Source organism: Oceanobacillus alkalisoli (assembly GCF_022213125.1).
GTDB lineage: Bacteria > Bacillota > Bacilli > Bacillales > Amphibacillaceae > Oceanobacillus > Oceanobacillus alkalisoli.
The window spans coordinates 106,091-131,246 of record NZ_JAKNRA010000003.1; the positions used below are offsets into that span (position 1 = coordinate 106,091).

Below are 25,156 nucleotides of genomic sequence, written 5' to 3' on the forward strand. Positions count from 1 at the left end.
CTTAAGTTAAATTTGACCGGTTCTCCACATAAGTGCTAATTTCATTTTTAATCTCCAACGTCATCATCGTTTCCCGACAGGGGCAAAGGAAGGAAACAGTACTTCTTCCCTTTCTTAATGAAACGATTGAAAAATATACCTGTCCATTGATTTAAACAAAAAAGTCCAAATTCCTCTCTTCATTAGGAGGTGTTTGGACTTTTTTTCAACTAAAAAATCTAACATATGGATCACATTCAATCATGAGATTATTTAATCGTACCGCTGATAACCTCATTCTTATGTGCCATAAAGGCATCAAGCACTTCATTCTTTTCCCTGTCAGGCACATCAAAATGGTCAAGGGTTTCAGCTAAGAGTTGACCTGCGGCATCAAACTCTTCCTCTGTAAGCTTCATATCATAGTGTGTCGGTTCTAAATCAAGGGAATCCTGATTAGGTTCTGTACTGACATAATGATAGGGTCCGCCAGCTTTTTCACTAACCCACAAGGTAGTTAAAACTTTGAAACCTGCTCCCCGCCAACTTTTGTTTGCATACCAATCCTTCAGAAAAGAATTCGCGGAATTTTCCCCAACAATCGGGTCACTAGCTAATGCATCACCAAAATGATCGACAACAGCTGCAATCTTATAAATGCCACCTAGACGTTCGTATAATGATTGCTCAGCCATAATGTACCCCTTTCCATTAGATAGTTATTTCATTTTACCCTTAACAATTGACTGTAAAACATGGAAATAGAAGTATAATATAGTTAGACTTCATTCAACTATCTGTTCTAAATTAATACATTAAAGCGTGACTAGCCCCTTCTAAAGCAAGTTTGCAAAAATGAATGAAGTTGTTACATCAATCCGCTCAATATATCCAAGAGACGATGAGAGCAGCCGGAACTGGAAAAGAGTAAGTTCAACATACATAAGACAGGTCCTCGCCCCTATACTGATACACAGTCAGGCGATAGACCTGTCTTTATGTTTCTCACTATTGAAACAAAAGGAAGGGTATTAGAGTAAAAACACTGCCAAAATTGTCATCACCATCAAGCCAATCATGACAGGAAAGAAATTTTTACGCACCAAATCCATGACAGACACTCCACAGAATCCTGCAATTGCAATTAACGAGGACCACGCAATAATCGTCCCGCCACCTGTCCAAATTGCCCCCATTTGACCAATCGCTGCTAACGTCGCCGCATCAATGGAAGATGCTTCTAATGAAGCTGCAAGTGCCCCTGTGAGCGGTAATCCGGAGAACCCGGATCCATCAAGTCCAGTGATAATACCAATAACCAACAAACTGAATGCCGCGAGTATTGCACTCTGTGGCAAGTATTCCTGTGTAGCAGTAACAAGGTCAAATAAAAGTGCTGGACCTTCCTCTACACCTAAAATATTCCCTGAAAAATCAGGACTTCCTAAAAAGAAAAAACCTGCAATTGGAATAACTGGTCCCATTGCTTTAAAAGCAAAGACAAAACCATCTGTAATGTGATTACTAATATAATCGAGAGCATGATGCTTCCCAAAAGCAACGGTCGATAATAATAAGAGGATTACCGCAACGCCGCCTACGAATGCAGCGCCGTCTCCGCCAACCAAATCACCGCTTCCCGAGAATAGCTTATTATACATCATGTAAATGACGACAATCAGAAGCGTTAAAGGGACCAATACAGCAAAAACTTTACTCCACGTCGTCAAATGGGCGGTTCTTACCTTATTTGTAGAGTTTTCAGAAGTTTGTAGTGTCTGCATCTCCATTTCATTTAATGGATCATCTTTCGAACGGATCGATTTCCTGTTAAATAAGTAAGCTAACAAAATAGCTATTCCACCAGCAATTAGTGACATTACCAGTGCTTTATCAGCTACCGATTCAGCATCAATACCAGCTGAAGCGGCAGATAAACTAGGTGCAACTTGCACAATATAGTCAGAGGATAACGCCATTCCCTGCCCAGCAAGCGCAATCGCAACGGCAGCTATCATAGCTGGTAATCCAGATCGTACCGCAGCAGGAACAAGTAACGCACATATTAATGGAACAGCAGGTGTCGGCCAGAAAAATAAAGAAATAATATAGGTTACCGCTACCAAGACAAAAAAGGAAACATGCCCATTCACCATTAGTTTCTGGATTGGCTGGATCATTCGCTTATCCGCACCTAAATCACGTAAAGAATGAAGGAGCGCCAGCATAAACGTAATAATTAAAAAGATACTAAATAGTTCCTGTGCAGCAACTAAATTGGCATTAAAGATAGACGTAAATCCATCCACAATATTCCCTTTATACACCCATGCAATGACAAATGTTCCAACTAAGGTTGGCAAAACAACCCCTTTACGGAAAACCATTGTCATAATAATTAAGACTGTAAACAAGCCGTATAGTAAATGAGAAAGACTTAAGTCCAATCGTTCACTTCCTCTCCTGGAACATGCTTTAGCCTATGCATGAATTGGAGGGGATGCTACTTCAGATTCCTATGGTTTATCAACTTCTTACAACTTTCTTTCATCACTTCCATGGTTCTTATTGTTAATTTCTAATCTCCACTCCGCCTAGGATCGTCAGGCAGTTAACTTTTAAGACGGGAACTTCTTCCGTTTGTCTTCTGACCCTCGTTTTATCCTCCCAACCGCCAAGAATGGGGATCCCATATATTTCAACTTGGACATCATCCGGAACTTTCAATTCCACCCCGCCAAGGACAGTCGTTAAATCAATGGAAGCTCCATCGATAATTTGTGCATCACGAAGATCTATTTCTGCTCCTCCTAAAATCGTCGTCACCGTTCCACCTTGGAAGGTTTGTGATTGACTGTTAATATCCGCACCGGAAAATAGCACGAATGTGTCTAAATCATCTGCTATATGGATATTTTTTTCTCGTTTTATCCTCGTAAAAATAATGACAATACCAATAATAATAAATAGAAGTGGCAAAATATAGGCTTTGAGGTTCAAATCAAACCAGCGGTTCATTAGAAATAAAAGACCGATTAATAAGAACAAAAGACCTGAACTTGCTGAAGAATGCTTCCGACTAATCAGCAGAACCATCCCGATCATCATTAATAGGAGCGGCCACCAATTAGAGAACAACTGCGACAAATCAATGATTTTTGCTTGATGCAGGAGAAAACCTAAACCAAATAAGAGAAACAGCACACCTAACCAAATCCTCCCGGACATGACATACCTCCTTCATTTACGTTATATGATAGTTCTTATTATTTGAAAGGAGAATTTATTCCTTTAAGAAAGAGGTTATTAAGAAATGAGACTATTTCATTTGTCTACTTGACTTAGTAAATTAGATAGAGGGATTGCTATATATACACCCGTTGTAAGGACATCGATAAATTGAACAACTTTGTTAGCGTGAAGGTGTTTCTTCTCTTGCAAAAAATGGGCTGCCCTATACAGTGGGCAACCCAATATTTCAAACTTAACGATTTAACTTATATACTCTTGCTTCATATGGCTTTAACGTAAACTCACTAACGCCTTCCCTTTCATCCACTTCATAATTAGACAGACATAGTTCATAGGAAGATGCGTCTAGCTCTGACGGCATCGTGAACTTTACGTCTTCAGCAAAGAGGTTCGTTATGATTAACATCAAGTCATCACCCTGTGATCTTGTATAAGCATAGATCTTATCATGATCAGGTAGAATCAAGTTGTAATGTCCATAAACCAGTACGTCGTTTTGTTTTCTTAAATTGATTAGCTCTTTGTAATAATGATAAACGGAATGTGGGTCCTGCAATGAATCTTCAACATTAATATCTTTATAATTAGGATTCATTTTTATCCAAGGCGTTCCTGTTGTAAACCCTGCATTTTCCTCATTATTCCATTGCATTGGAGTTCTGGAATTGTCCCGTCCAGTATTCCAGATAATTTCCATGATTTCCTGATGTGTTTTCCCAGCTTCTTTTTCACTTTGATAAAGATTTTTGGTCGACACATCGCGGTAATCATCAATTGAATCGAATTGCACGTTCGTCATGCCAATTTCCTGCCCTTGATAAATAAAAGGAGTCCCTTGCATGAGAAAATACATTGTAGCTAAGCATTTTGCGGATTCAACTCTATACTTTTCATCATCTGCCCAAGAGGACACAGAACGGGGCTGATCATGATTCTCAAGAAATAGGGCATTCCAGCCAACCCCATCCAGGCCATTTTGCCATCTTGTCAGTGTTTCTTTTAATGAATGAATATCAAGCCCGCCTGTGATGCTTTTCCCCCAGAGATCAAGATGTTCGAATTGGAAAACCATATTAAATTTACCTTTTTCTTCGCCTACCCATTCGTCTGCTTGATCTGCACTAACACCATTTGCTTCTCCAACGGTCATAATATCGTATTTATCAAATGTTTCCTTTTTTAGTTCTTCCAAGAACGTTTGGATACCATCTTGATTCATATGTTTATCAAAAGATGAAACATATTTTAAGTTGTCTGGATTCGGCATATCAGGAAGATTAGGAGCCTTTTTAATATGGGAGATTGCATCAACTCGGAAGCCATCAATCCCTTTATCTAGCCACCAATTAACCATTTCATATAAATCCTCACGCACTTTTGGATTTTCCCAATTTAAGTCTGGCTGCTTTCTTGAGAAGACATGCAGGAAGTATTCATCTGTCTTTTCATCATATTCCCAGGCAGACCCACCGAAGATCGATTCCCAATTATTCGGTTCCTTTCCATCTTTTCCAGAACGCCAAATATAATAATCCCGATATGGGTTATCTTTAGATGATCTCGACTCAATGAACCATGGATGTTCATCAGATGTATGGTTAATCACAAGGTCCATAATAAGTTTCATACCACGGGAATGTGTTTCCTCTAATAACTGGTCAAAGTCTTCCATGGTCCCAAATTCACTCATAATATCTTGATAGTCGCTTATATCGTATCCATTATCATCGTTTGGAGATTTATAAATGGGACTAATCCATATCACATCAATACCAAGATCCTTGATATAGTCCAGCTTGGAAATGATTCCTTGTATATCTCCAATTCCATCTCCATTCGAATCCATAAAGCTTCGCGGATAAACTTGATATGCTACCGCTTCTTTCCACCATTTTCTTTCCATTTCTATTCCTCCTTGACGAACAAGACCATCATTCGGTATTTTTTTATTTTAAAGAAAGTCTGGCCTAATTAATCCAATATTTTCCCTGTTATTTAAGGTAGCGTTGATTTTATTTCCACAATAATAGTTGAATGAATTTCATAATTAACAAAGTCGGCTTTTCCATCACCATATGTAGATGGGAACGAACTAACTCAACTACATATGGTGATGGTGAAGCATTAAATACGTATTATGAAATTCATTAAGTTGGGATAATAATACGATTCTTAAACCGGGATGGATTTTTTATTTCTTTCATGAAACATCTTGCTGATTCATAGCTTGATTGGAAGATCTGTGAATCAGCAGATGTCAAAGCTTGATACGTAAAATTTATCAACTGTGTATGATTGAAATTAACGAGGCGTACATGAGTCCGCATCTTTTTTTAATAATCATACAAAAGTTAGTTAGCCTATGCATGCCTAAATTTATATTTAATAGAACTTCATTAATTGGCACTTGTTTCTTTAATGATAGAAACGGAAAGTGCACCAATAACAAGCAGAATACCTGAAATTAAAATCATAGCTGGCATAGATGAGCCTATAGCTGGGAACAAAATAAAACTTAAACAAGAAGCAATTATTTGCGGTAAACAGATACTGCCATTGAATAGTCCGAGATACGTTCCCATTTTTTCACCAGTTAAGGCGTTTGTAAGAATAGTAAAAGGAAAAGTCATCATTGCCGCCCAAGCGATACCAATTAAGATAAATGAAACAATAAGAGCCCATTGATTATGAATAAAGAATACAGAACCAAATCCAATGCCCCCAAGAGCTAAACTTAAAGCATATGCAGGTTTACGCTTGTCCCTCTGTACGCGGGACAAGACGAGTGACCATAATACCGCTCCAATTGCCTGCACAGCTGATAGCACACCAAACCAGTTACCAGCACTTTGGTAAGCAGCTGTTGTGGGATCCGACGTATTCCAAACATTTGCAGAAATTGCACCTGTCCCATATGTCCATAAATATTGAAAGCCCATCCAACAGAAGAATTGCACAACCGTAATCGTCCAAAATACTTTCGGAGCATTACGAAGCAATTGGAATATGCCTACTTTCTCTTTATTCGACCCCTCTGTAATACCGTGATATGCAGCATATTCAGCTGGTGGATATTCTTTAACCTTAATTACTGTAAACACACTACAAATAATCAGGATAATTGCTCCTGCATAAAAAGAAATGACTACAGATGGTGGTATAACTCCCTTTGGCGCGCTATTAGCAACCCCCATGATCGTCAGGATAAAAGGAAAAATACTAGCTAATACCGCACCACTGTTTGAGAGAAAACTTTGAATGGAATAGGCAAACCCTTTTTGTTTTTCGTTAACCATATCACCAACCATCATTTTAAATGGCTGCATGGCAACATTAGATGATAAATCCATAAAAAGAATAGCAACTGCACCAAAGGTCAGAGCCATCAATGATCCGAAACCAAACCCAAAACTACCGGCATTTGGGAGCAGGCACATAACAATGACCGCCACAATCGTACCCACAATTAAATATGGAAGACGACGACCTATTTTTGGAATCCACGTACGATCAGATAAATACCCCACAATCGGCTGGACAATTAAGCCTGCGAGTGGTGGCAGAATAAAGAAAAATCCTAATTGAGTCGGATCGGCACCAAGCGTCTGAAAAATACGACCCATATTTGCACTTTGCAATGAGAATGCCATTTGCACACCTAAAAATCCAAAGCTAATCATCCATATTGTAGTAATTGGTAAATTAGGTAGTGATTGTTTTGACTCTTCTCCGTGATTGTCTACCGGCTTTGCTTCAAGCATAATGTTTACCTCCTGTAACCTAAAAAGCGAGAATTTTTTGGCCATCTCTGTCTTTCTGAGCGACAGCCCGAGTTAGAACTTGTACAGGCAGAATGTTTCAAACCTGCGAATAAATGGTCTAAAATTCAACATAACCTCTATTGATTTTCTATCATCGTGATGCAATCGTTTGCATAGCGAAAAGAAATTGAATCTTTAGTATACCAATTATGTGTGAACAGCTTAATATTACCTCCAAAAATTTAGTAGTTCAATAGTAACTATTATATATCAATACACAAGTTCGCGCAAACGTTTGCACCAAATAAAGAAGGAAACTGTCATACATGAAGATGTGGATGCTTTAAATGAATATGATGGGGAAGTAATCGACGTAAACAAAGCAGGTGAAATATTTGACCTTTCCATTAATGTACATAACTATTACGTAACAGATACTCACGTACGAGTGATGGCTACTTAAAAACAATAACCAAATACCGATAAGGAATTTATAGTTATGTATCTTGAGGTTACCAATAACTCTGGAGAAGAATCACGGATCCCCTATATAATTAATGTCGTTACAGACAATCAAATAGTCCGCTATTATGGATAGAGTAGGAGATGACTCTTTCAAAAAGAATTTCGGCTCCCTTGGTTTCTTTTCTGATCAATTAATTTATAAAGGTAAATCAGAAGACCATCCTGCTATGGAGGTTCCTAAAGATAGTAATAATTTAACACTTCGCGTAGAACAATCCTGTACATGTGAAAATCCTGACACAGTTGATATACCGTTATAATTTAATTTTCCATGAATACTTTACATAATACCTATGATATTTAGGTACAATTATTAATTAAGTTTAATAATGATGATAGCGTAAAAAATAGAATTACCATTCAAATCCGATTGGTAATTCTATTTTTTATTGCCTATAACGGTTCTTTGAATAAATTCCCTAGATTGAAAATGCCTTCTTCAACCTTTAAAGCAAATTAATTTATTTTTTCTAACCCGAATGAATTTCATAATACGTATTTAATGTTTCATCATCACCATATGTAGTTGAGTTGGTTCGTTCCCAACTACATAATAAAAATTTCGCTCTTCTATTTTCCGCCATTTGTGATACAATTCTCCCTGACGTATCTAAATGCGGTCTTTTTAATGCCTATCTTAACTTCAATCAGTAATCAAAGGAATTCTTATCTTCCATCTCTGTTAAACTCGTTTTCCTTTGTTTTACTGATACAGAGATTTATTTAGTATTTCTTTTACCCTTCCGACAGTTTTATCCTCTAACATCACTTTAATGCCGTGTGGGTGTGTAGCCGAATTAGTGAGGATCTTAGCGACAACCCCTTCCGTTAACTCTCCGGAACGCTGATCTTTTTTTTGCACGACCCTAACTCTTTTGCCAATTTGAATATCTTCTCTCTTATTTCCATCCATCCATCTCACTCCTATATGTTGTTAGTCTTCATTAAAACATAACTTGAAGCGCCAAACCACCACTAGTAAATGTTAATTGAAACAGTACCCTATACCTCTTGAATCCCTACTGCTTCAAAAAATTTACGTGTTCAAAGTAAATCTCCTCTTTTGGAAGATAAATAAATAATCCAATCCTGCCCCTCGATAGTAAAACACGATATATATTTCTTATTGTCTGTTCTCCTCTTTTATATTCTTTTAAAGCATTAATACTCCACATACCATCTTGTAAAATAAAATCCCTCGCAAAGTATACGATAGGTTTAGTTCAAGACCTTGATGTATTTTGCAAAACAAAAAATACACAAGATTGCAATTGCAATTACATAATGTTGCAACTTGACTTTGAGCCTCTGCGGGCATGAGTACAAAGCCATGAAGCCAGCCGTAGCAAGGGCTGACTTTGCCAATGAAGGCTATCATGCCCGCCTCTCAAAGTAAAGTTGTAACGCTAAAATCCTTTGCAATACTCTGCACCTTTATTTTGCACTATACACTTGACACACAAATTCGCTTGCAGCGAGATCTAAATTAGAAGAACTTCTAAAAAAACCAAGAATCAATATTCTCTTTTGGATCGGTTTGATTGATCATTATTGCATTATTTAAATATATCCTTTTTTAGCATGACTAATGTTTGATGAAGTTATTAATCCATAGAAATTGTCTCCCGTTACTTGAGCATTTTTTCTAGATAATACTTTGCTATATTTAAGTCATCAACCATATGAATAAAATAACCCTGTTCTTGAGGCTTTCTATACTCCTCTCTCGCGCCACCAACATGCATTCTCGTCCACGGGTTTCAGCGGTGCAACTTACCAACACAGTATGAAAGACACTTCCATTTCCTATCTCGACACCAGTCCCTTCGTGAGGGACTGTAACTTACATTATAAAATTAAAAACCGCCTTTACTTATGATAAGGTTCCCCCCTAATAATCCTAAATCCCCGATACACCTGCTCCAACAATACCAACCGCATCAACTGATGAGGAAACGTCAGCTTCGAAAACGACAACGCAAAATTACTCCGCTTCCTTACCTCATCACTAATCCCAAGCGATCCGCCAATCACAAAAGCAACCTTGCTTTTACCATACGTTGCAAGCTCATCCATTTTCGCAGCAAGCCCAACTGACGTCAGCATTTTACCTTCAATTTCTAATGTAATGACATACGTATCCTGCTTAATCGCGCCTAGAATTCGTTCGCCTTCTTTTCGTTTCACGGTTTCCATTTCCGCATCACTCATCGTTTCAGGAGCTTTCTCGTCGGAAAGTTCAACAATGGAAACATCGGCATAACTCGAAAGCCGTTTCAGATATTCCTGAATACCTTGCTTGAGGTATTTTTCCTTTAATTTACCGACAGATATGATTGTTATTTTCATCTTCGTTCTTCCTCTCTATTTCCACTCGTATTCACTTTTATTATCTATCATATCCTGTTTCAGCCAAGCTAGTAACGCAGCTGTTTCATCACGCTTAAAGGTAGGTAACACAGCCGCGCTCCCAAATGAAAAAGGGGACACAACTGCTTTTACATTCTCTACTCTATCAAGCAACCTTCGTTCCTTTTCCTCTGACAAAAGCACGAGCTTAGGAAATGGCTTTTCTTTAAATCCTTCCACCACAAGGACATCCATTTTCATAAAGGCATAAAAGTCAATAAGCTGCTCCACCCTCAAATCAGGAGCTGTAAACTGAAAAACTCCCTCTCCCTCGACCCCTGCAAACATTGCGCCGGCCTTGCGATGCTGCTCGCTGTCCGTGTCACTAAAACCAAGTGGAATGCCGCCATGGCCATGATGCTTAAGCGATCCCACCTTCAGTCCTGTTTCCGTAAACATTTTAATAATTCGGGTAGAAAGGGTCGTTTTTCCACTATTTTTGTACCCGGCAATTTGAATGATTCTCATCCTGATTCTTCTCTCCAATCCCTCTGTAGAGCAGTTTGTTCTCTTATTTTAAAAAATGTATTTTGTTTATTTTTTTACAAAACGGTTATTATACATAATATCACTTTAAAGGAGTGAGGAATCTATCGCGGACCAGAGAGATAGATTGGTGGTCCAGATTGAGAAAAAGCGATTGAAAATGTACGAAGCTTATACGAACAATGCCACTTATGAAAAGCTAATAAATATTTCACAGGAACTTGACCAATTGCTTAATCAATTAGCGACACTCAATCAAAAGAGAAAACAGGAGAAATAATTTCGGCGTAGGATAAAAAGGTTCATGTACTAGATAAAGAATCAACCTACATAAGAAACTAAAAAAACCGAACAAGCACGATGGATTGTTCGGTTTTTTCCTGCATTTTTTTCGACATCATTCGACAAAATGAAAAGCATAAGGATTCGTTTTTCATTTCACAATCTGTACTTTACGGATGGTGCGGTCTTCTACTGTGAGGATTTTAAAAGTAAGATTATCTCGTTCGAGTGTGTCGCCGGTTTTTGGAAAGTCCTTGAATTCGCTTAGTAAGTAGGCGGCGAGAACGTCCTCTTCCTCAGGGATTTCTGTTTGGAATATTGTATTTAAACGGTGCAACGTAACTTTTCCATCACAAATTACTTTCGTTGGTGTCAGTTTTTCAATTAATACTTCACTTTCTTCATCCATCTCATCATGGATCTCAAGTCCGATCATTCCTTCAATAATATCTTCGTGCGTGATAATTCCCTCTGTCCCGCCATATTCATCTAGCACGATGGCGAGATGTCTCCGTTCTTTCGTCATCTTGCGGAAAATCTCTTCAATCGGCTGGAATTCATAGACAACGAGTGGATCGGAATCGATAAATTCCTCCAATTTTCGGTTGGGATTCACAGACCATGAAAGTAAGTATTTCGTATGCATGATTCCGACGATATTATCGATATCTTCGTCATAAACAGGGAAGCGTGTAAATCGGTTATCAATCGCAAAATCACGCACTTCTTCATAAGTGGACGAGATTGGCAAGGCGACAATATCTACCCGGGGTGTTTTCATAACATCACGGACATTTAAATTGTAAAAATCCAGCACACCTTTAATCCGGTATGATTCATCCGCTCGGAATGTTCCTTCGAGCCCCGCAAGTTCCACGAGTGTTCGCAGTTCATCTTTTGAGACGGAGACTTCTTCCATTCCCTCCTTATGAAAACGATTTGTGATAAGAAGCGACATTTTCCCGAGGAGCCAAATAATTGGCTTTAATATTTTGATAACACCCTGAATAATGGGGCATACTGCTGATGCAATTTCTTGCGGGATTGCTCGGGCTATTGTTATTGGAATGATTTCCGCAAAAATGATGATCGTCAAAATCGTAATCGTAACAGCTAAAATCGTGTTAAAGTTTGTATCCAACGTCCAATAAACGACAAGGGAAACGATGGAAAGATCCACGATATTATTGCCGATTACGTTCACGATATACAGTTCGCTCGGATTTTCGATAATTCGCAAGAGCTTTTGTGCTTTTTTGTCCTCATTTTTTGCCTGGGTTTGCAGTTTTACCGGATTTAACGAGGTGAGCGCTGTCTCACTTACAGAGAAGAAAATCGATAGAACGAATAGTATAGCGATGATCACAATGATCACTTGGTTTTTCCTCCTTCAAGATACTGAGTTCACGTCTAGGTAAAGAAAAGAAAACACCGTTCCTAAGGAATGTGCTTTCTTTTCAATTAGAATAAGTTTTGAATAAATAGGCGAATGACATCTGCTCCGGCAACGAATGTACCTAAGGAGCTGCCAAGATTTGCCAACACGATAACGAGTAATACACGGGTCACTTTATTATTCCAAAATCCTTTGACACTTGTCACGTCATCTGCTAATGTTTCAAAATCGCGGACGAGTGGCTTTTTCATCCATGCTTGGACTAATCCCGCAAACCAGCCAGCTGCAAGAAATGGGTTTAAAGATGTAAAGGGCGCTGCAACAATTGCTGTAAGCACAGCGAGTGGATGACCAAGCGCAATAATCGTTCCGAGACCCGCTAAAGAACCGTTCCAGAGGAGCCAGCTCCAGATTTGCTGCATCCCGGCATCCGGATTTTGGAAAAAGGTTAGTGCAATGAGCGCGATAATAACGAGTGGAATCATCCAGCCAATAACTTTTGGTGCTTTTGACTTGGGCGGCCGCTTCGTCAATGCTTTTAAATCTTGCTCCTTATGTATTTCTTTTGTAATCCCGGGCACATGGGCCGCTCCTAGAATAGCGACAATTTTCTCTCCTGGTGCTTCTTTAATTTTCTGGGCGAGGTATTGGTCTCGTTCATCAATCAACGGCTTTTTCAGCCGCGGAAAGTTCTCCGTAATTTCTTGAAGCATTGCATTAATGGTGTCCTGTTGCTTCATTTTCTCTAGCTCTTCTTCGGTAATTGTTTCATTACTGAAGATGCTGAAAATAATTTGGCTGAGCAGTGTGGCTTTTCCTTTGAGTCCGATATTTCCCCAAATTCGTGAAAACGTGACCTGAATATTTCGGTCAGCGAGAACGAGCTCTGCTCCGACATCTTTCGCCGATTCGATTCCTTGAATCATTTCCTGGCCAGCATTAATACCAAATTGTTTTGCCATTCGTTTTTGAAAAGAGGAGATGGCAAGGTTCATAAGGAGTAACGATGCTTTCTTTTGCTTGATTACTTTAAAAATATCAGTTTCCTGCCATTTGTTTCCGTCGGTTATCGATTGGTAACGTTGCTCGTCCAGTTCAATACAGACAGCATCTGGTCTTTCTTCTTCAATAACATCTTTTACCTGCTCGGCACTTTGCTTGGAAACGTGCGCCGTTCCGACCAGAATGATTTCTTTCCCGTTTATTTCTAATCGCGTTATATTATCCACAAGTATAGATTCCTTCCTTTGATTAATCCTTGAGCCCGTTAAAAATGCTTATTACTTCTATAATAAACTAGCGTCCAGTGAAAATAAAATAAAATGTGCTTTTTGCTCGATTCTTTTTCAAATAGGACTTTCTTTTTAAGGAGGAACTTTGTATGATTAAAAATAAACAGATAGCTTAATAATGGGTATCGGTAAATAAGAGGGGGAGTAACATGCTTGAATTAGATTTTGATGAAGAAATTACATTAAGGCTTATTCAGGAATCAGATGCCAGTGAATTGTTCGAGCTGACGGAAAAATCACGGGCGGAGCTTCGCGAGTGGTTGCCATGGGTTGACGGGACACAAACGGAGCGGGATAGTCTTGCGTTTATTCAGCATTCACTTGAAGCGTACGACGCAAAAAGGTCGTTAAACTGTGGAATTATCTACAATGGCAAACTATGCGGAATGCTCGGTTTTAATTTAGTTGATTGGCCAAATCGTGTCGGGCATATCGGCTACTGGCTTGCGACAGACATGGTCGGGCGTGGCATTATGAGCCGGGCAGTCAGCGGACTTGTGCATTATGGATTTTATGAGCTTGATTTAAACCGGATGGAGATTCGTGCCGCAGTTGGGAACCGGAAGAGTCGGGCGATTCCAGAGCGGCTGAATTTTAAAGAAGAAGGAACAATCCGACAGTCCGAGTGGCTGTATGACCATTTTGTAGATCATGTCGTTTACGGTATGCTTCGCTCTGAATGGGAGTGAGTATTTTGTTCTTATCGGTCGGTTTCCTGGAATGTTATATCGATCATTTCTTCCGTTTCTTTGTTATAACGAATATCGATATAGACGCCAAATTCCTTTTCCTTGCCGCGCAGCCATAATTTAAACTTTTCCGTTGTTATTCCGTCCCTTGTAATCGCACCGATATGTAAATAATCGATGATTGCAGCTTCAGGGTACCTCTCCTTCGTTGCTTGCATGGCGACTCGGCCCCATTGGGCGTAGGAAGGGGCTTCTTCCTCTGTGCTCGGTTCATTTTGTGTTGGATTTGCAGTTGCAGCGATTGGAAAGAGGAAGAGTGAAATAGTGATTATCGTGAATAGTAACTTGCCCATCATGATCAGCTCCTTTTTATATAGGTTGTGTTTTTAAAAAATATTTATGAGGAAAAATAGAAAAAGCATGTCCACCTCCTTTTAAAGTGAGATGGATATGCTTTTTATTAATTCATTTGCACATTATGAAGTCTTGCGAAGATCCCATTTTGTGTAATCAACTCGTCATGCGTTCCTTGTTCCTCAATCCCATTTTTCGTAACGACCATAATGCGGTCAGCATTTTTAATCGTTGCAAGACGGTGAGCAATAACAAGGGTTGTCCGGTTTTCTGCGAGTTCATTTAATGATTCTTGAATAATTCGCTCTGTCTCTGTATCGAGGGCCGACGTCGCTTCATCGAGAATAAGGATTGGCGGGTTTTTCAGGAACATCCGGGCAATCGCAATCCGCTGCTTCTGTCCACCTGAAAGCTTAAGGCCGCGCTCACCGATTTGCGTTTCGTAGCCATTCGGAAGTTCTGCAATAAATTCTTCCATATGCGCACGGCGAGCCGCTTCATAAATTTCCTCATCAGTCGCATCAAGATTACCGTAAGCGATATTTTCTTTGAGTGTCCCTGTAAAGAGGAAGACATCCTGCTGGACGACTCCGATATTTTTGCGGAGAGAAGCTTTTTTCATATCGCGAATATCCATGCCATCAATAAAAATACTGCCATCGTCCACATCATAAAATCGCGGAATCAGAGAAGAAATGGTCGTTTTACCGGCACCGGACGGACCAACAAAAGCCACTGTTTCCCCAGACTGAACGTTTAAATTCAGATTATCGAGCACGGGTTGCTTATTTTCCTCATAACCAAATGTAACATTTTTAAATTCAATATTCCCTTTGAGGTTGCCCGCGTCAACTGCATCTGGTCTATCTTTTACGTCTGGATCCACATCGAGCATTTCAGTAAATCGCTTAAACCCGGCCATCCCTTTTGGATATAGCTCGAGTAGGGCCGTAATTTTATTGATCGGGTTCGTAAGCACATTCATAAGAAGAATAAAACTGACAAGTTCCCCGTATGTTAGTCGGTTATTGAAGGTGAGCCAAGCACCGAATACAAGCACAAACAATGTCATAAGCCGCATAAGCAGATAAATACTCGAGTGAACCGTCGCCATAACGCGATACGCTCCGAGTTTCGCTCGGCGGAACTTTTTATTATTCTCATTGAATCGTTTCATTTCAAACTGCTCATTCGTGAACGCTTGAACGACACGTACACCAGAAACTGCATCTTCCACTCGGGCATTTACATCGGCAATATCTTCATACATCTTTTTCCACGAACGGTTCATGCGAATATTTCCGTATGAAATAAGGAAAATAAGAATCGGAATGGCGATTAACACAACAAGTGCAAGCATTGGATTGATTGTAAACATAATAACGAAAGCACCTAGAAATGTCATGATGGAAATGAAAAAGTCTTCGGGACCATGGTGGGCAAGCTCGCCGAGATCAAAGAGATCATTCGTAATTCGACTAATCATATGACCGGTCTTCGTATTATCGAAAAAACGGAAAGACTGTTTTTGCACGTGATGGAATAATTCGTTCCGCATATCGGTTTCAATATTTACCCCTAATTTGTGTCCGAAATAAGTTACAACATATTGGAGCAGGGTGCTTATGATATACACAATTAAGAGTAACGCACCTACTGTTAAAATAATATTCCAGTCGTCACCCATTAAGAGATCATCGATAAACCACTGAACAGCGAGTGGAAAAGCAAGTTCAAGAATTGCCACAATTATTGCTGCCGAGAAATCGACAATAAATAGCCGTTTATGTGGCTTATAATAAGAGAAAAAACGACGTATCAACGTGATGCACTTCCTTTTCCTTTTTTAAAGTCTACTAGAAATTATATGCTTTGTTGGGAGTAGATTCAAGAGAGAAGGTTTGTTTGATTGTGAATAAGTGAAAACATGTGGAATGTTATTCACGTTGTGGAGTATTTATCCGTGGATAAATCGTGGATAAGAGTTTTTTTTTGTTGAAACGCTGTGATTATCCCCAAAGTTATCCACATATGCACAAGTGTTCCTACTTATTTTGTTATGGAATGATTTTCCACTACTATATATAGAAATCACGTGAAATCTTATCCACGGAATGTTAATAAGTTCGCTTTTGCTGTGGATAATAGGGTTCATTTGTTTGAAAGTTCAGTGGATAAAGTGCAGCATCTAAAATACTGCACCTTTTACTGTGACAAATGCTCTGACCCCATGTCCCACTATTGAGCAGTAAGAGTTGCTTCGGTTTCATGAATCTCTCCGTTACGGTAATAGGTAATTGGTAGGGTGTCGCCGATTTCCTTTTCATGGAAAAGAATTTGTCTTAAATCAATGACGTTCGTAATCGGCTTACCGTCCAGTTCGACAATGACATCGAATCGTTCCAGACCACCTTGGTCAGCAGGCGATAAAGGCTGGACACTCCAAATATAGACCCCGCCAGTTACCTCAGCTGGTAAAGCTAATGTATCCTCCCATTCTTGGTGTGGAATTTCATCTAAAGAATAGACTTCAACTCCTAGGAATGGCCGCTCTACCACACCGTTTGTTTCAAGTTCTTGCATAATCGGCAGGGCATGATCAACTGGAATTGCAAATCCCAAGCCTTCTACCGCTGCTTCATTAATTTTCATTGAATTAATACCGATAAGCTGACCGTAGATATTGATCAGGGCACCGCCACTATTTCCTGGATTGATGGCAGCATCGGTTTGGATAACTTCTGCCTGCCAATCAGGACGACCATCCATATCAAAATCTTGCGGAATTGTTCGTTCCGTACCGCTAATCACACCTTGCGTAACCGAGCTCGAAAACATGAGACCGAGCGGGTTGCCGATCGCGATTGCTGGTTCACCGACCTTCACATTGCCAGAAGAACCAATTTCTATCACATCATTTACAGTATTACTCGGCATCCGGATGACAGCAAGGTCACTAAACAGATCACTTCCAATCATTTCTGCTTCAACATGTGTATCATCATAAAGAACGACTTCAATCTGATCCGCTCCTTCGATGACATGATGATTGGTTACGACATAAGCATTCCCATCTTCTATTTTATAAATCACTCCTGAACCGGTTCCAGCCTCGATTGAGCCTTTCTCCCGCCAAAAATCATTCTGGCGTTGGATATTCGTTACGCCGACAACAGTTGGAGTAACTCGTTCGACAACATCGGTTACTTGTGTGGATACATCGACACTCACCGAAGTGTTCTGCAGTGGTTTATTTAATCCGTTATGAATTGTTTCGCTCGTTCCGTCTGTTGTTGCTTGGGGAATAATATTCGCTTTCATTAGTTCTGGAATCGCAACAGAGACAATTAAAACACCGATAATAACACCTAAAAGCAGGGGAGTGAGCCAGTAAAATTTCCTGTGCACTCTCCGTTTATAATAGCCCATTCACTAACCTCCTCCATTACTATCTTCTTAAAGCTAGTATTACCAAAAGTCTTATATTCATAACGCTTTTAGAGCGGGATATTGGGGTCAGAGCACAAAAAAACAGGTCAACCAGGAATTTCCTGATTGGCCTGTTAAACAACATCATATAATAAGGTTGGTTCTTTTGGATCGGTGTCACATAATTCAATATTAATACCGCGTTCTTCGAGTACACGTGACACGGACATGCGGGCAAGGTCTTTCATGTTATTGTCCAAGCTTAGATGCGCTAGGTAAATCCGCTGCGTATTATTATTAATGACGTCAGCGAGAGCAAGTCCAGAATCTTCATTGGATACATGCCCGGAATCACCTAAAATACGCTGCTTCACATTCCACGGATACCTTCCCATCCGAAGCATATCCACGTCATGATTCGCCTCAAAAATATAAGCATCTGCGTCTTCCACTGTTTTCTTAATCCGGTCTGATACATAACCTAAATCGGTCACGAGTGCAACTTTTTTCCCGCCACTATAAAATGTATAAAACTGTGGTTCCGCAGCGTCATGAGAGACACCAAAGGATTCGATATCCATATCGCCAAAGGTTTGTACCTCTTCTCGGTTAAAAACAAACTTCTGATCAACGGTAAGCTTTCCAATCGAATGTTCCATCGCTTTCCATGTTTTTTCATTTGCATAAATCGGCAAATTATACTTCCGCGCAATAATACCAAGTCCTTTTATATGATCACTATGTTCATGCGTCACTAAGATGCGGGAAAGCTCGCTCGGGTCAAGGTGAGCTTTTTCAAATAGTAAATCAATCTGTTTCCCGCTCAACCCCGCATCGACAAGTATCTTTTCTTTTTTCGATTCTATATAAAAAGCATTCCCTGTACTCCCTGATGCGAGTACACTAAAACGTAAACTCATTCTGTTTCACTCCGATTATCCATCTCTAATCTATCCTCTAAAAGAGGTAAGAAATTTTCCCTTAGCTCATTTTCTTCATCTAACATATTCATCCGGATAGTGTGTTCACCAATGATATTCAGTAAAAACTCTGTCTCATTACTTTCATAAATGAGACCTTCAATCGCATTGACGAAATGATCTCGGCTCTCATTTACCGTCACTTTCCATGTTGGCGCAAATACTTGAATACCTTCTGCAGAAATCCGCGAATAGTAGCCAATCTGTATACGCGACACATTATCCCCACGTTGTAAATAATTTGCTTTGAAGAGTTGACCGATCACTTGCGTAGGCTGATTCAACTGCACAGGTCCATCCTCAACTTCGACTTCCCCAAGAATCGTCTGGCTATAATGGGTCGCTTCATTATCATCATTTAAATACACGAGCAACAAACCGTTCTCATTATAATAAATGGGGCTTTTTTCCTTCACTTGGAAAAACATCAATATATTCAATTCTTCATTCCACTCTGAAATCGTATATTCGTTTCCGTAAAGCACGTGGGGAAGAATCGCTGTTTCCAGCCCTTCATTAGTCATATCTTTTGAAAGCTGAATCGGGCTATTCCATTCACTGATAATCATATTATTATTAAAAACTTCTGTCGTCTGTTCTTCTAATTCATCCAGTTCCTCAAGGTCCTCATCTGACAATTCCCGTTGGATGACCGATATATAGGCCGCTTCGGTCACATCTACTGGATCGGCGTCATTCGTTATTTGTTCCGAAGCGAGCTGATCCTCAATCGGCAATTCTTGATTGTCGAGAAAGCCGACATCTTGCTGCCTGTCGATGAAAGCAGAGACCAAATAAATATTGAGGATGAGAAAGCTAAGGATAAATAATGTTTTAATATTTCCCCATTGCATCCTTAGTTCCCTCCTCTCCCTTGAGTTTCTTCATCAAACACGATTTTTTGCCATGAATTGTTTTCTTTCTTATACCAAGCTGGAATCATCTCAAAGTATTCACTGTTCTGATCATCCCGCTGGTAGTTCAACTCATAACCTATTCTAACATCTTGAATATTTTCCATCGAAACATCCGTATCCGTTTCTAAAGAACTAATAATACTTTCTCCTGATGAAAGTGCAATTTCCCGAAGTTCGAATTCACTATCAAATAAATAAAGTGGTCGATCATATTCAACGAGCTGCATGCTGTTCTGATAAACACTCCATCTTTGCTGGATGGTGGCGAGCTTATGAATATTAAAAACAGGATAGCTCTTATAATGCATCTGATACGTCACTTGGTTTGTATTCAAATTGACATCATCCAAGCGATAATCTTGATCCAAGCGCAATTCATAGGTCCACCCACTATGATTATTAATATTACTGATACTCCGGTCAAGCAAGTCTGCTTCATTGATAACACGATCCGGTTCATCAGTTGACGGTGAAATATGGCTAATATACTCCATTCGCTTCCCGTTCTGATAAACACTCATTTGCCGGTTATCCGTAAAATAAGCTTCCCCGATCGTCTGCGAATTCGTTACGCGAACAACTCCGGGGTTGGGGAATAGAATATTGACGAATAATGTTGGCTCAATTTGTGTTGGTGTAATGGAATAAGAGCTCAAGCTCACCTTACCCGATGGAACATAAATTGGGTTCGTTTGCTCATTCATCACTAGATATTCCCGATAAGCATCTTCATCCATCTCCGTCATCATAACCGACAATTGCTCATAAATATTCATATCATTAACTAATGCTACCGCGCGCTGATTCGATTCATCCGAGACAAACTCAAGCTGCAAGGACTTACTATCGTGTACGAAGCTAATATACAACCGCTTCATTGACGAATTCGGGAAAATAATATCATCTGGTCCAAAATTAAATAGTGGGTCGAGTATTTTTGTCGGAATTTCATCTCCAAATATGAGCTCAATCATCTCTTTAGACCGTTCGACCGTCTCATCACTATCCAACACTTCATAATTTGAAATGCTCCATTCTTGTATTTGCTGATACAGCTGATCCTGTGCTGTTGGGTCGTTAAACCCATAATAACCTGAAGCAGTGTGAAAAATAATATCTGTCGGCTTTATGAGACTCTGCTTCGTTTCCTCCCCCGACCCTCCTGCATCAACCTCTCTATTTCCACTCTCGCTGCTGATTACCTGGTTCGAGTTCGGCTGATAACTCCATAATGTGAAAGACAGGAGAATACTAATTCCTATCAATACAGTGAGTATAAACGTTTTTATCGTTTCAAATTTCATCGGATATCCCTCCGCTTCCTCTTAATAAGCGGGAGTGTAAAGTAAATGGTCGTTCCGTGGCCTTCTCTGCTTTTTGCCCAAATTCGACCATGGTGAGCTTCGACGAGTTCTTTTGTAATTGCAAGTCCTAGACCTGTTCCGCCCAGCTTCCTCGTTCTTGCCCGGTCTGTCCGGTAAAAGCGGTCAAAGATTTTTTCCAATCGATCATAAGGTATTCCCATCCCTTCATCTTGAACGGAGATGAGTAAGTAATGGCGTTTATTCTCTGCTCGAAAGAAAATTCTGCCACCCTCTGGAGAATACTTAATCGCATTTGATATGATGTTATCGAGAACTTGTGTCATCTTATCTTTATCAATCCATACTTGATATTTCTTATTCGGCAATTCCCGTTTAATTGTCATCGTCTCCGGCAAATTCATTTCAAACCGGTCAATAATCTGATGGAAATAATCGATAAAATCTGTTTCCTCTTTGTGGAGCGAATATTCCTCTGCGTCCATTCTGGAAAGCTGAAGAAGATCATTTACCATCCGAATCATCCTGTCTGTTTCATTTTGCGTAACTTCGAGGAATTTCGGTGCGATTTCCTTATCTTCCCATGCTCCGTCCGCCAATGCTTCGAGATAGCTTTTCATTGTCGTAAGCGGGGTTCTTAGCTCATGGGAAACGTTGGATACAAAATCCCTGCGCTCTTGTTCGACTTTTTCATCTTCTGTCACATCATTTAACACCGTAATGAATCCATTCACCGCATCCTGGTCATCTTTCACCGTGGAGAAATTTGTCCGAATGAGGAATGGCTGGTTATCATCACTGAAATCAATAATCATCGAACTATTTTCCCGTAGTTCCGATATATCGACAAGTTTTTCATCAAGTTGTAAAACATCCAGTAAATCATCGCCAATCAAATCGTCCGGATTTTTTCCTAATAAAACTCCGGCAGCTTCGTTGATTAATGTAATCGAGCCTTCCTGGTCAGTTGCTATTACTCCGTCTGACATGTTGGAGAGAACGGAACTGAGCTTAAAGCGTTCTTCTTCAATCGTTGCATAAGAATGTCTCAGCCTGCTGTTCAAGTCATTAAACGCTTCTGACAGCTGGCCAATTTCGTCTTTCCCGTATATCTTGACCTTTTGTGTAAAGTCGCCTTTCGCCATTGCTTGTGCTTGCCTGCGCATTTCTTTGATCGGCTTTGTAATTGAACGGGCAACAAGCACACCGATAATGGCGGAAATGGCAATCGCAAGCAGGGCTCCTTGCAGGAAGATTTTATTAATTTCATCCAATTGATTGTATACGCCTTCTAATGAGGATTCCATGTAAATCGCACCGACTACTTTATTTTCATTATCAAAAATCGGGTCTACACGGACATAGACGTATTCACCGCTTTCATTAATGAAATCATCTTCATTTGTCGTATCGAAAAAAAGTACCTGTTGGATAATATCTCTTGTAATCCGCTGATTGATTTCCAGCAAATTGTTATTCGTACCAATAATGATACTTTGATTGTTTACAACAATTACGTTTGTCAGTTCATCGGTGCTGAGTTCATTTACAATATCTTGCACTTCTGACTCCAAACTGATTCCTTCTTCTGTTTCTGTACGTTCTCGATTAAAGACAAGCTCCAAGTTATAGCTAAGAAGCTCCATTCGACTGGAGACGTTATCTTTAAAGCTCTCTTCCAGGTTATTGGAAAGCTGTCCGGTAAAGAATGCTCCGATAAGCTGAACAGCTAAAATTAATAAGAGAATATAAATGATAATGAATTTTAATTGTATCGAACGAAAAAATCCGACTTTATGCATCGCAACTACTCCTGATCAGGATTACGTAAATAATAACCAACCCCGCGCCTGGTTACAATCCATGCTGGGTTACTCGGGTTCTCCTCTATTTTCTCACGCAGCCTTCTTACCGTTACGTCAACAGTACGAACGTCCCCGAAATAGTCATAGCCCCAAACGGTTTCAAGGAGATGCTCCCGGGTCATGACTTGTCCGATATGACGAGCAAGGTAATGTAATAATTCGAACTCACGGTGGGTTAGTTCGATTTGCTCCCCGTCACGGGAAACAACGTAAGCATCCGGGAAAACAGTAAGATTTCCAATGACGATGTTTTTCGTCGGTTTCTCTGTTTCCTCTGGCAGCTGCTGCCTGCGCAAATTCGCTTTTACCCGGGCAATGAGCTCACGGTTACTGAATGGCTTGGTCACATAGTCATCCGCACCAAGCTCAAGGCCGAGCACCTTATCAATTTCTGAATCCTTTGCGGTCAGCATAATAATTGGCATGCTCTTTGTTTTACGCACTTCACGCAGGACTTCATTTCCATCTTTATTCGGCAACATAATATCGAGGAGAATTAGATCAGGATCCTCCTCTTCCGCCATCCGGATTGCCTCGTCACCGTCGTTTGCAACAATAACTTGGTATCCTTCTTTTTCTAAATTAAATTTTAATATATCTGCAATTGGTTGTTCATCATCTACAACTAATATTTTCTGATTCAATTTTGCCACATCCTTTTCATGTAACGCTTACCTCTATTTTAACGTACTTTTGCCAATCTGTCTGTACCTATTTGGTCTGACCCCAAGTCCCGCACCAATTCAAAAAAGCACGAGGTTTGTGCTCGTGCTTTATGCTTGGATGGGTGCTTGTGGGATGTCTTGTTCGCTGTAGCGATAGTCCAAGTCAACGAATTTGTTATATTCTTTCACAAAGGCAAGTTCGACGGTACCGGTTGGACCGTTACGTTGCTTGGATATAATGATTTCAATAATGTTTTGCTTTTCCGATTCGGAATCATAGTAATCATCACGGTACAGGAAACCAACAATATCAGCATCCTGCTCAATACTTCCCGATTCCCGAAGGTCGGACATCATTGGGCGCTTATCTTGACGTGATTCAACGCCACGAGAGAGCTGTGACAGTGCAATAAGCGGTACTTCCAGCTCTCTTGCCAATCCTTTTAGAGAACGGGATATTTCGGAAACTTCCTGTTGTCTATTTTCCTGGGAGCCGGCGCTTCCTTGAATGAGCTGTAAATAGTCAATCATAATCATTCCAAGGCCATGTTCTTGTTTTAACCGGCGGCATTTCGAACGGATTTCACTTACCCGAATACCTGGTGTATCATCAATGAAAATCCCAGCATTCGATAAAGAGCCCATTGCCATTGTTAGCTTTCCCCAGTCATCTGCCTGCAACTGACCACTCCTTAGCCGCTGGGAATCAATATTTCCCTCCGCACAGAGCATCCGCTGGACAAGCTGGTCCGCTCCCATCTCGAGACTGAAGATCGCAACGTTATTATTCGTCTTTACGGCAACGTTTTGAGCAACGTTCAAGGCAAACGCGGTCTTACCGACGGAAGGACGGGCGGCGATAATAATCAAATCGTTTCGCTGGAACCCGCTCGTAATCCGGTCGAGTTCTTGGTAACCAGTCGGAACCCCAGTTACGTCTCCTTGATTTTCATGAAGCTGCTCGATTTTATCATAAACGTCAATAAGTACGTCTTTTATATTTTTAAAACCTTCACTGTTCTTTCTTCCGGAAACTTCAAGAATGGTCTTCTCCGCTTCATTTAAAACGTCATCGACTTCATCCTCGCGCTCAAATCCTGAAGTGACGATATCTGTTGCGGCACGAATGAGGCGGCGAAGCAATGCTTTCTCCTCTACAATCCGGCTATAGTATTCAATATTCGCAGCGGTCGGCACACTTTCAGCGACTTGCATGAGGTACGTAACCCCGCCTGCTTCTTCTAGTTGCTTCCGATCATTCAAATAAGTCGTAACGGTAATGACGTCAATTGGTTCACCCCGGTCCGCAAGCTGCAACATTGCAGCGAAGATCCGTTGATGACTCGCCCGGTAAAAGTCTTCCGGCATCAAAATTTCCGATGCACTGGTAAAGCTTTCCGGCTGCAAAAATACCGCTCCGATGACCGATTGTTCCGCTTCTATATTATGTGGTGGTGTACGGTTATTTAGTCCTTGATCCATGGTGGTTCCTCCTCTCTTATGTCGATTCATGAAGTAAAAAAGGACTCACGCGAGATTCGTGAGTCGCTGGG

22 protein-coding genes are annotated in these 25,156 nt (G+C 40.2%); 3 read left to right on the forward strand and 19 right to left on the reverse strand.

All coding sequences use genetic code 11. From position 1 onward, the window contains the following. Nucleotides 1-248: 248 nt before the first annotated feature. From L3V42_RS06470 to L3V42_RS06490, 5 genes are all read right to left on the reverse strand, one after another. Nucleotides 249-674 (reverse strand): group I truncated hemoglobin, encoded by a 426-nt coding sequence (locus tag L3V42_RS06470; protein ID WP_238471598.1) that lies wholly within the window; start codon nt 672-674, stop codon nt 249-251. Between the two features lie 336 nt (nt 675-1,010). Next, entirely contained in the window at nt 1,011-2,426 is a 1,416-nt protein-coding gene (locus tag L3V42_RS06475) for a hypothetical protein (RefSeq protein WP_238471599.1), read from the reverse strand. Nucleotides 2,427-2,550: 124 nt separating this feature from the next. Then, nucleotides 2,551-3,207 carry a LiaF transmembrane domain-containing protein gene (locus L3V42_RS06480; protein ID WP_238471600.1) on the reverse strand — a complete coding sequence of 219 codons (657 nt, stop codon included), beginning with the start codon at nt 3,205-3,207 and terminating at the stop codon, nt 2,551-2,553. 256 nt (nt 3,208-3,463) lie between these two features. After that, nucleotides 3,464-5,134: a glycoside hydrolase family 13 protein gene (locus L3V42_RS06485; RefSeq protein ID WP_238471601.1), complete on the reverse strand. Its 1,671-nt coding sequence runs from the start codon at nt 5,132-5,134 to the stop codon at nt 3,464-3,466. A gap of 493 nt (nt 5,135-5,627) precedes the next feature. After that, on the reverse strand, nt 5,628-6,992 hold the full coding sequence (locus L3V42_RS06490) for an SLC45 family MFS transporter (protein ID WP_235763294.1): 1,365 nt from the start codon (nt 6,990-6,992) through the stop codon (nt 5,628-5,630). 295 nt (nt 6,993-7,287) lie between these two features. Here L3V42_RS06490 and L3V42_RS06495 point away from each other — a divergent pair, with 295 nt between their 5' ends. Beyond that, nucleotides 7,288-7,455: a hypothetical protein gene (locus L3V42_RS06495; RefSeq protein WP_238471602.1), complete on the forward strand. Its 168-nt coding sequence runs from the start codon at nt 7,288-7,290 to the stop codon at nt 7,453-7,455. A gap of 765 nt (nt 7,456-8,220) precedes the next feature. On the opposite strand, the gene L3V42_RS06500 is transcribed toward L3V42_RS06495, so the two are convergent. From L3V42_RS06500 to mobB, 3 genes are all read right to left on the reverse strand, one after another. After that, nucleotides 8,221-8,430 carry a YwbE family protein gene (locus L3V42_RS06500; protein WP_235763292.1) on the reverse strand — a complete coding sequence of 70 codons (210 nt, stop codon included), beginning with the start codon at nt 8,428-8,430 and terminating at the stop codon, nt 8,221-8,223. Nucleotides 8,431-9,386: 956 nt separating this feature from the next. Then, complete coding sequence (gene rlmH, locus L3V42_RS06505; protein WP_238471603.1) at nt 9,387-9,866, reverse strand: 23S rRNA (pseudouridine(1915)-N(3))-methyltransferase RlmH; 480 nt, start codon at nt 9,864-9,866, stop codon at nt 9,387-9,389. A gap of 15 nt (nt 9,867-9,881) precedes the next feature. Further along, nucleotides 9,882-10,394 carry a molybdopterin-guanine dinucleotide biosynthesis protein B gene (gene mobB, locus L3V42_RS06510; RefSeq protein ID WP_238471604.1) on the reverse strand — a complete coding sequence of 171 codons (513 nt, stop codon included), beginning with the start codon at nt 10,392-10,394 and terminating at the stop codon, nt 9,882-9,884. A 148-nt stretch (nt 10,395-10,542) separates the two neighbouring features. Between mobB and L3V42_RS06515 the strand changes: the two genes are divergently transcribed. Next, the gene (locus L3V42_RS06515; RefSeq protein WP_235763094.1) at nt 10,543-10,692 is read left to right on the forward strand and encodes an aspartyl-phosphate phosphatase Spo0E family protein; all 150 of its coding nucleotides are present in this window, start codon (nt 10,543-10,545) and stop codon (nt 10,690-10,692) included. Between the two features lie 153 nt (nt 10,693-10,845). Here the strand turns inward: L3V42_RS06515 and L3V42_RS06520 are convergent, their stop codons facing one another. Together L3V42_RS06520 and L3V42_RS06525 are read right to left on the reverse strand one after the other, a co-directional pair. After that, entirely contained in the window at nt 10,846-12,069 is a 1,224-nt protein-coding gene (locus L3V42_RS06520; protein ID WP_238471605.1) for a hemolysin family protein, read from the reverse strand. An 86-nt stretch (nt 12,070-12,155) separates the two neighbouring features. Further along, nucleotides 12,156-13,325 carry a TraB/GumN family protein gene (locus tag L3V42_RS06525; RefSeq protein ID WP_238471679.1) on the reverse strand — a complete coding sequence of 390 codons (1,170 nt, stop codon included), beginning with the start codon at nt 13,323-13,325 and terminating at the stop codon, nt 12,156-12,158. A gap of 206 nt (nt 13,326-13,531) precedes the next feature. Here L3V42_RS06525 and L3V42_RS06530 point away from each other — a divergent pair, with 206 nt between their 5' ends. Next, nucleotides 13,532-14,071 (forward strand): GNAT family N-acetyltransferase, encoded by a 540-nt coding sequence (locus tag L3V42_RS06530; RefSeq protein WP_238471606.1) that lies wholly within the window; start codon nt 13,532-13,534, stop codon nt 14,069-14,071. 11 nt (nt 14,072-14,082) lie between these two features. On the opposite strand, the gene L3V42_RS06535 is transcribed toward L3V42_RS06530, so the two are convergent. From L3V42_RS06535 to dnaB, 9 genes are all read right to left on the reverse strand, one after another. Continuing rightward, on the reverse strand, nt 14,083-14,424 hold the full coding sequence (locus tag L3V42_RS06535; protein WP_238471607.1) for a DUF3889 domain-containing protein: 342 nt from the start codon (nt 14,422-14,424) through the stop codon (nt 14,083-14,085). Nucleotides 14,425-14,531: 107 nt separating this feature from the next. Then, complete coding sequence (locus L3V42_RS06540) at nt 14,532-16,247, reverse strand: ABC transporter ATP-binding protein (protein WP_238471608.1); 1,716 nt, start codon at nt 16,245-16,247, stop codon at nt 14,532-14,534. Between the two features lie 416 nt (nt 16,248-16,663). Continuing rightward, on the reverse strand, nt 16,664-17,854 hold the full coding sequence (locus L3V42_RS06545) for a S1C family serine protease (RefSeq protein WP_238471609.1): 1,191 nt from the start codon (nt 17,852-17,854) through the stop codon (nt 16,664-16,666). Between the two features lie 134 nt (nt 17,855-17,988). Further along, complete coding sequence (locus tag L3V42_RS06550) at nt 17,989-18,774, reverse strand: MBL fold metallo-hydrolase (RefSeq protein ID WP_235763100.1); 786 nt, start codon at nt 18,772-18,774, stop codon at nt 17,989-17,991. Beyond that, complete coding sequence (locus tag L3V42_RS06555; protein ID WP_235763101.1) at nt 18,771-19,688, reverse strand: two-component system regulatory protein YycI; 918 nt, start codon at nt 19,686-19,688, stop codon at nt 18,771-18,773. The genes L3V42_RS06550 and L3V42_RS06555 overlap by 4 nt, the downstream gene beginning before the upstream one ends. A gap of 2 nt (nt 19,689-19,690) precedes the next feature. After that, complete coding sequence (locus tag L3V42_RS06560) at nt 19,691-21,055, reverse strand: YycH family regulatory protein (RefSeq protein WP_235763102.1); 1,365 nt, start codon at nt 21,053-21,055, stop codon at nt 19,691-19,693. Beyond that, the gene (walK, locus tag L3V42_RS06565; protein ID WP_238471610.1) at nt 21,052-22,875 is read right to left on the reverse strand and encodes a cell wall metabolism sensor histidine kinase WalK; all 1,824 of its coding nucleotides are present in this window, start codon (nt 22,873-22,875) and stop codon (nt 21,052-21,054) included. Before walK ends, L3V42_RS06560 begins: the two co-directional genes overlap by 4 nt. Before the next feature lie 5 nt (nt 22,876-22,880). Then, nucleotides 22,881-23,582, reverse strand: a complete 702-nt coding sequence (gene yycF / locus L3V42_RS06570; protein ID WP_235763104.1) for a response regulator YycF — start codon at nt 23,580-23,582, stop codon at nt 22,881-22,883. Between the two features lie 129 nt (nt 23,583-23,711). Next, a complete protein-coding gene (dnaB, locus tag L3V42_RS06575) occupies nt 23,712-25,085 on the reverse strand; it encodes a replicative DNA helicase (RefSeq protein ID WP_235763105.1) in 1,374 nt (457 codons plus the stop codon). Between the last annotated feature and the right edge of the window lie 71 nt (nt 25,086-25,156).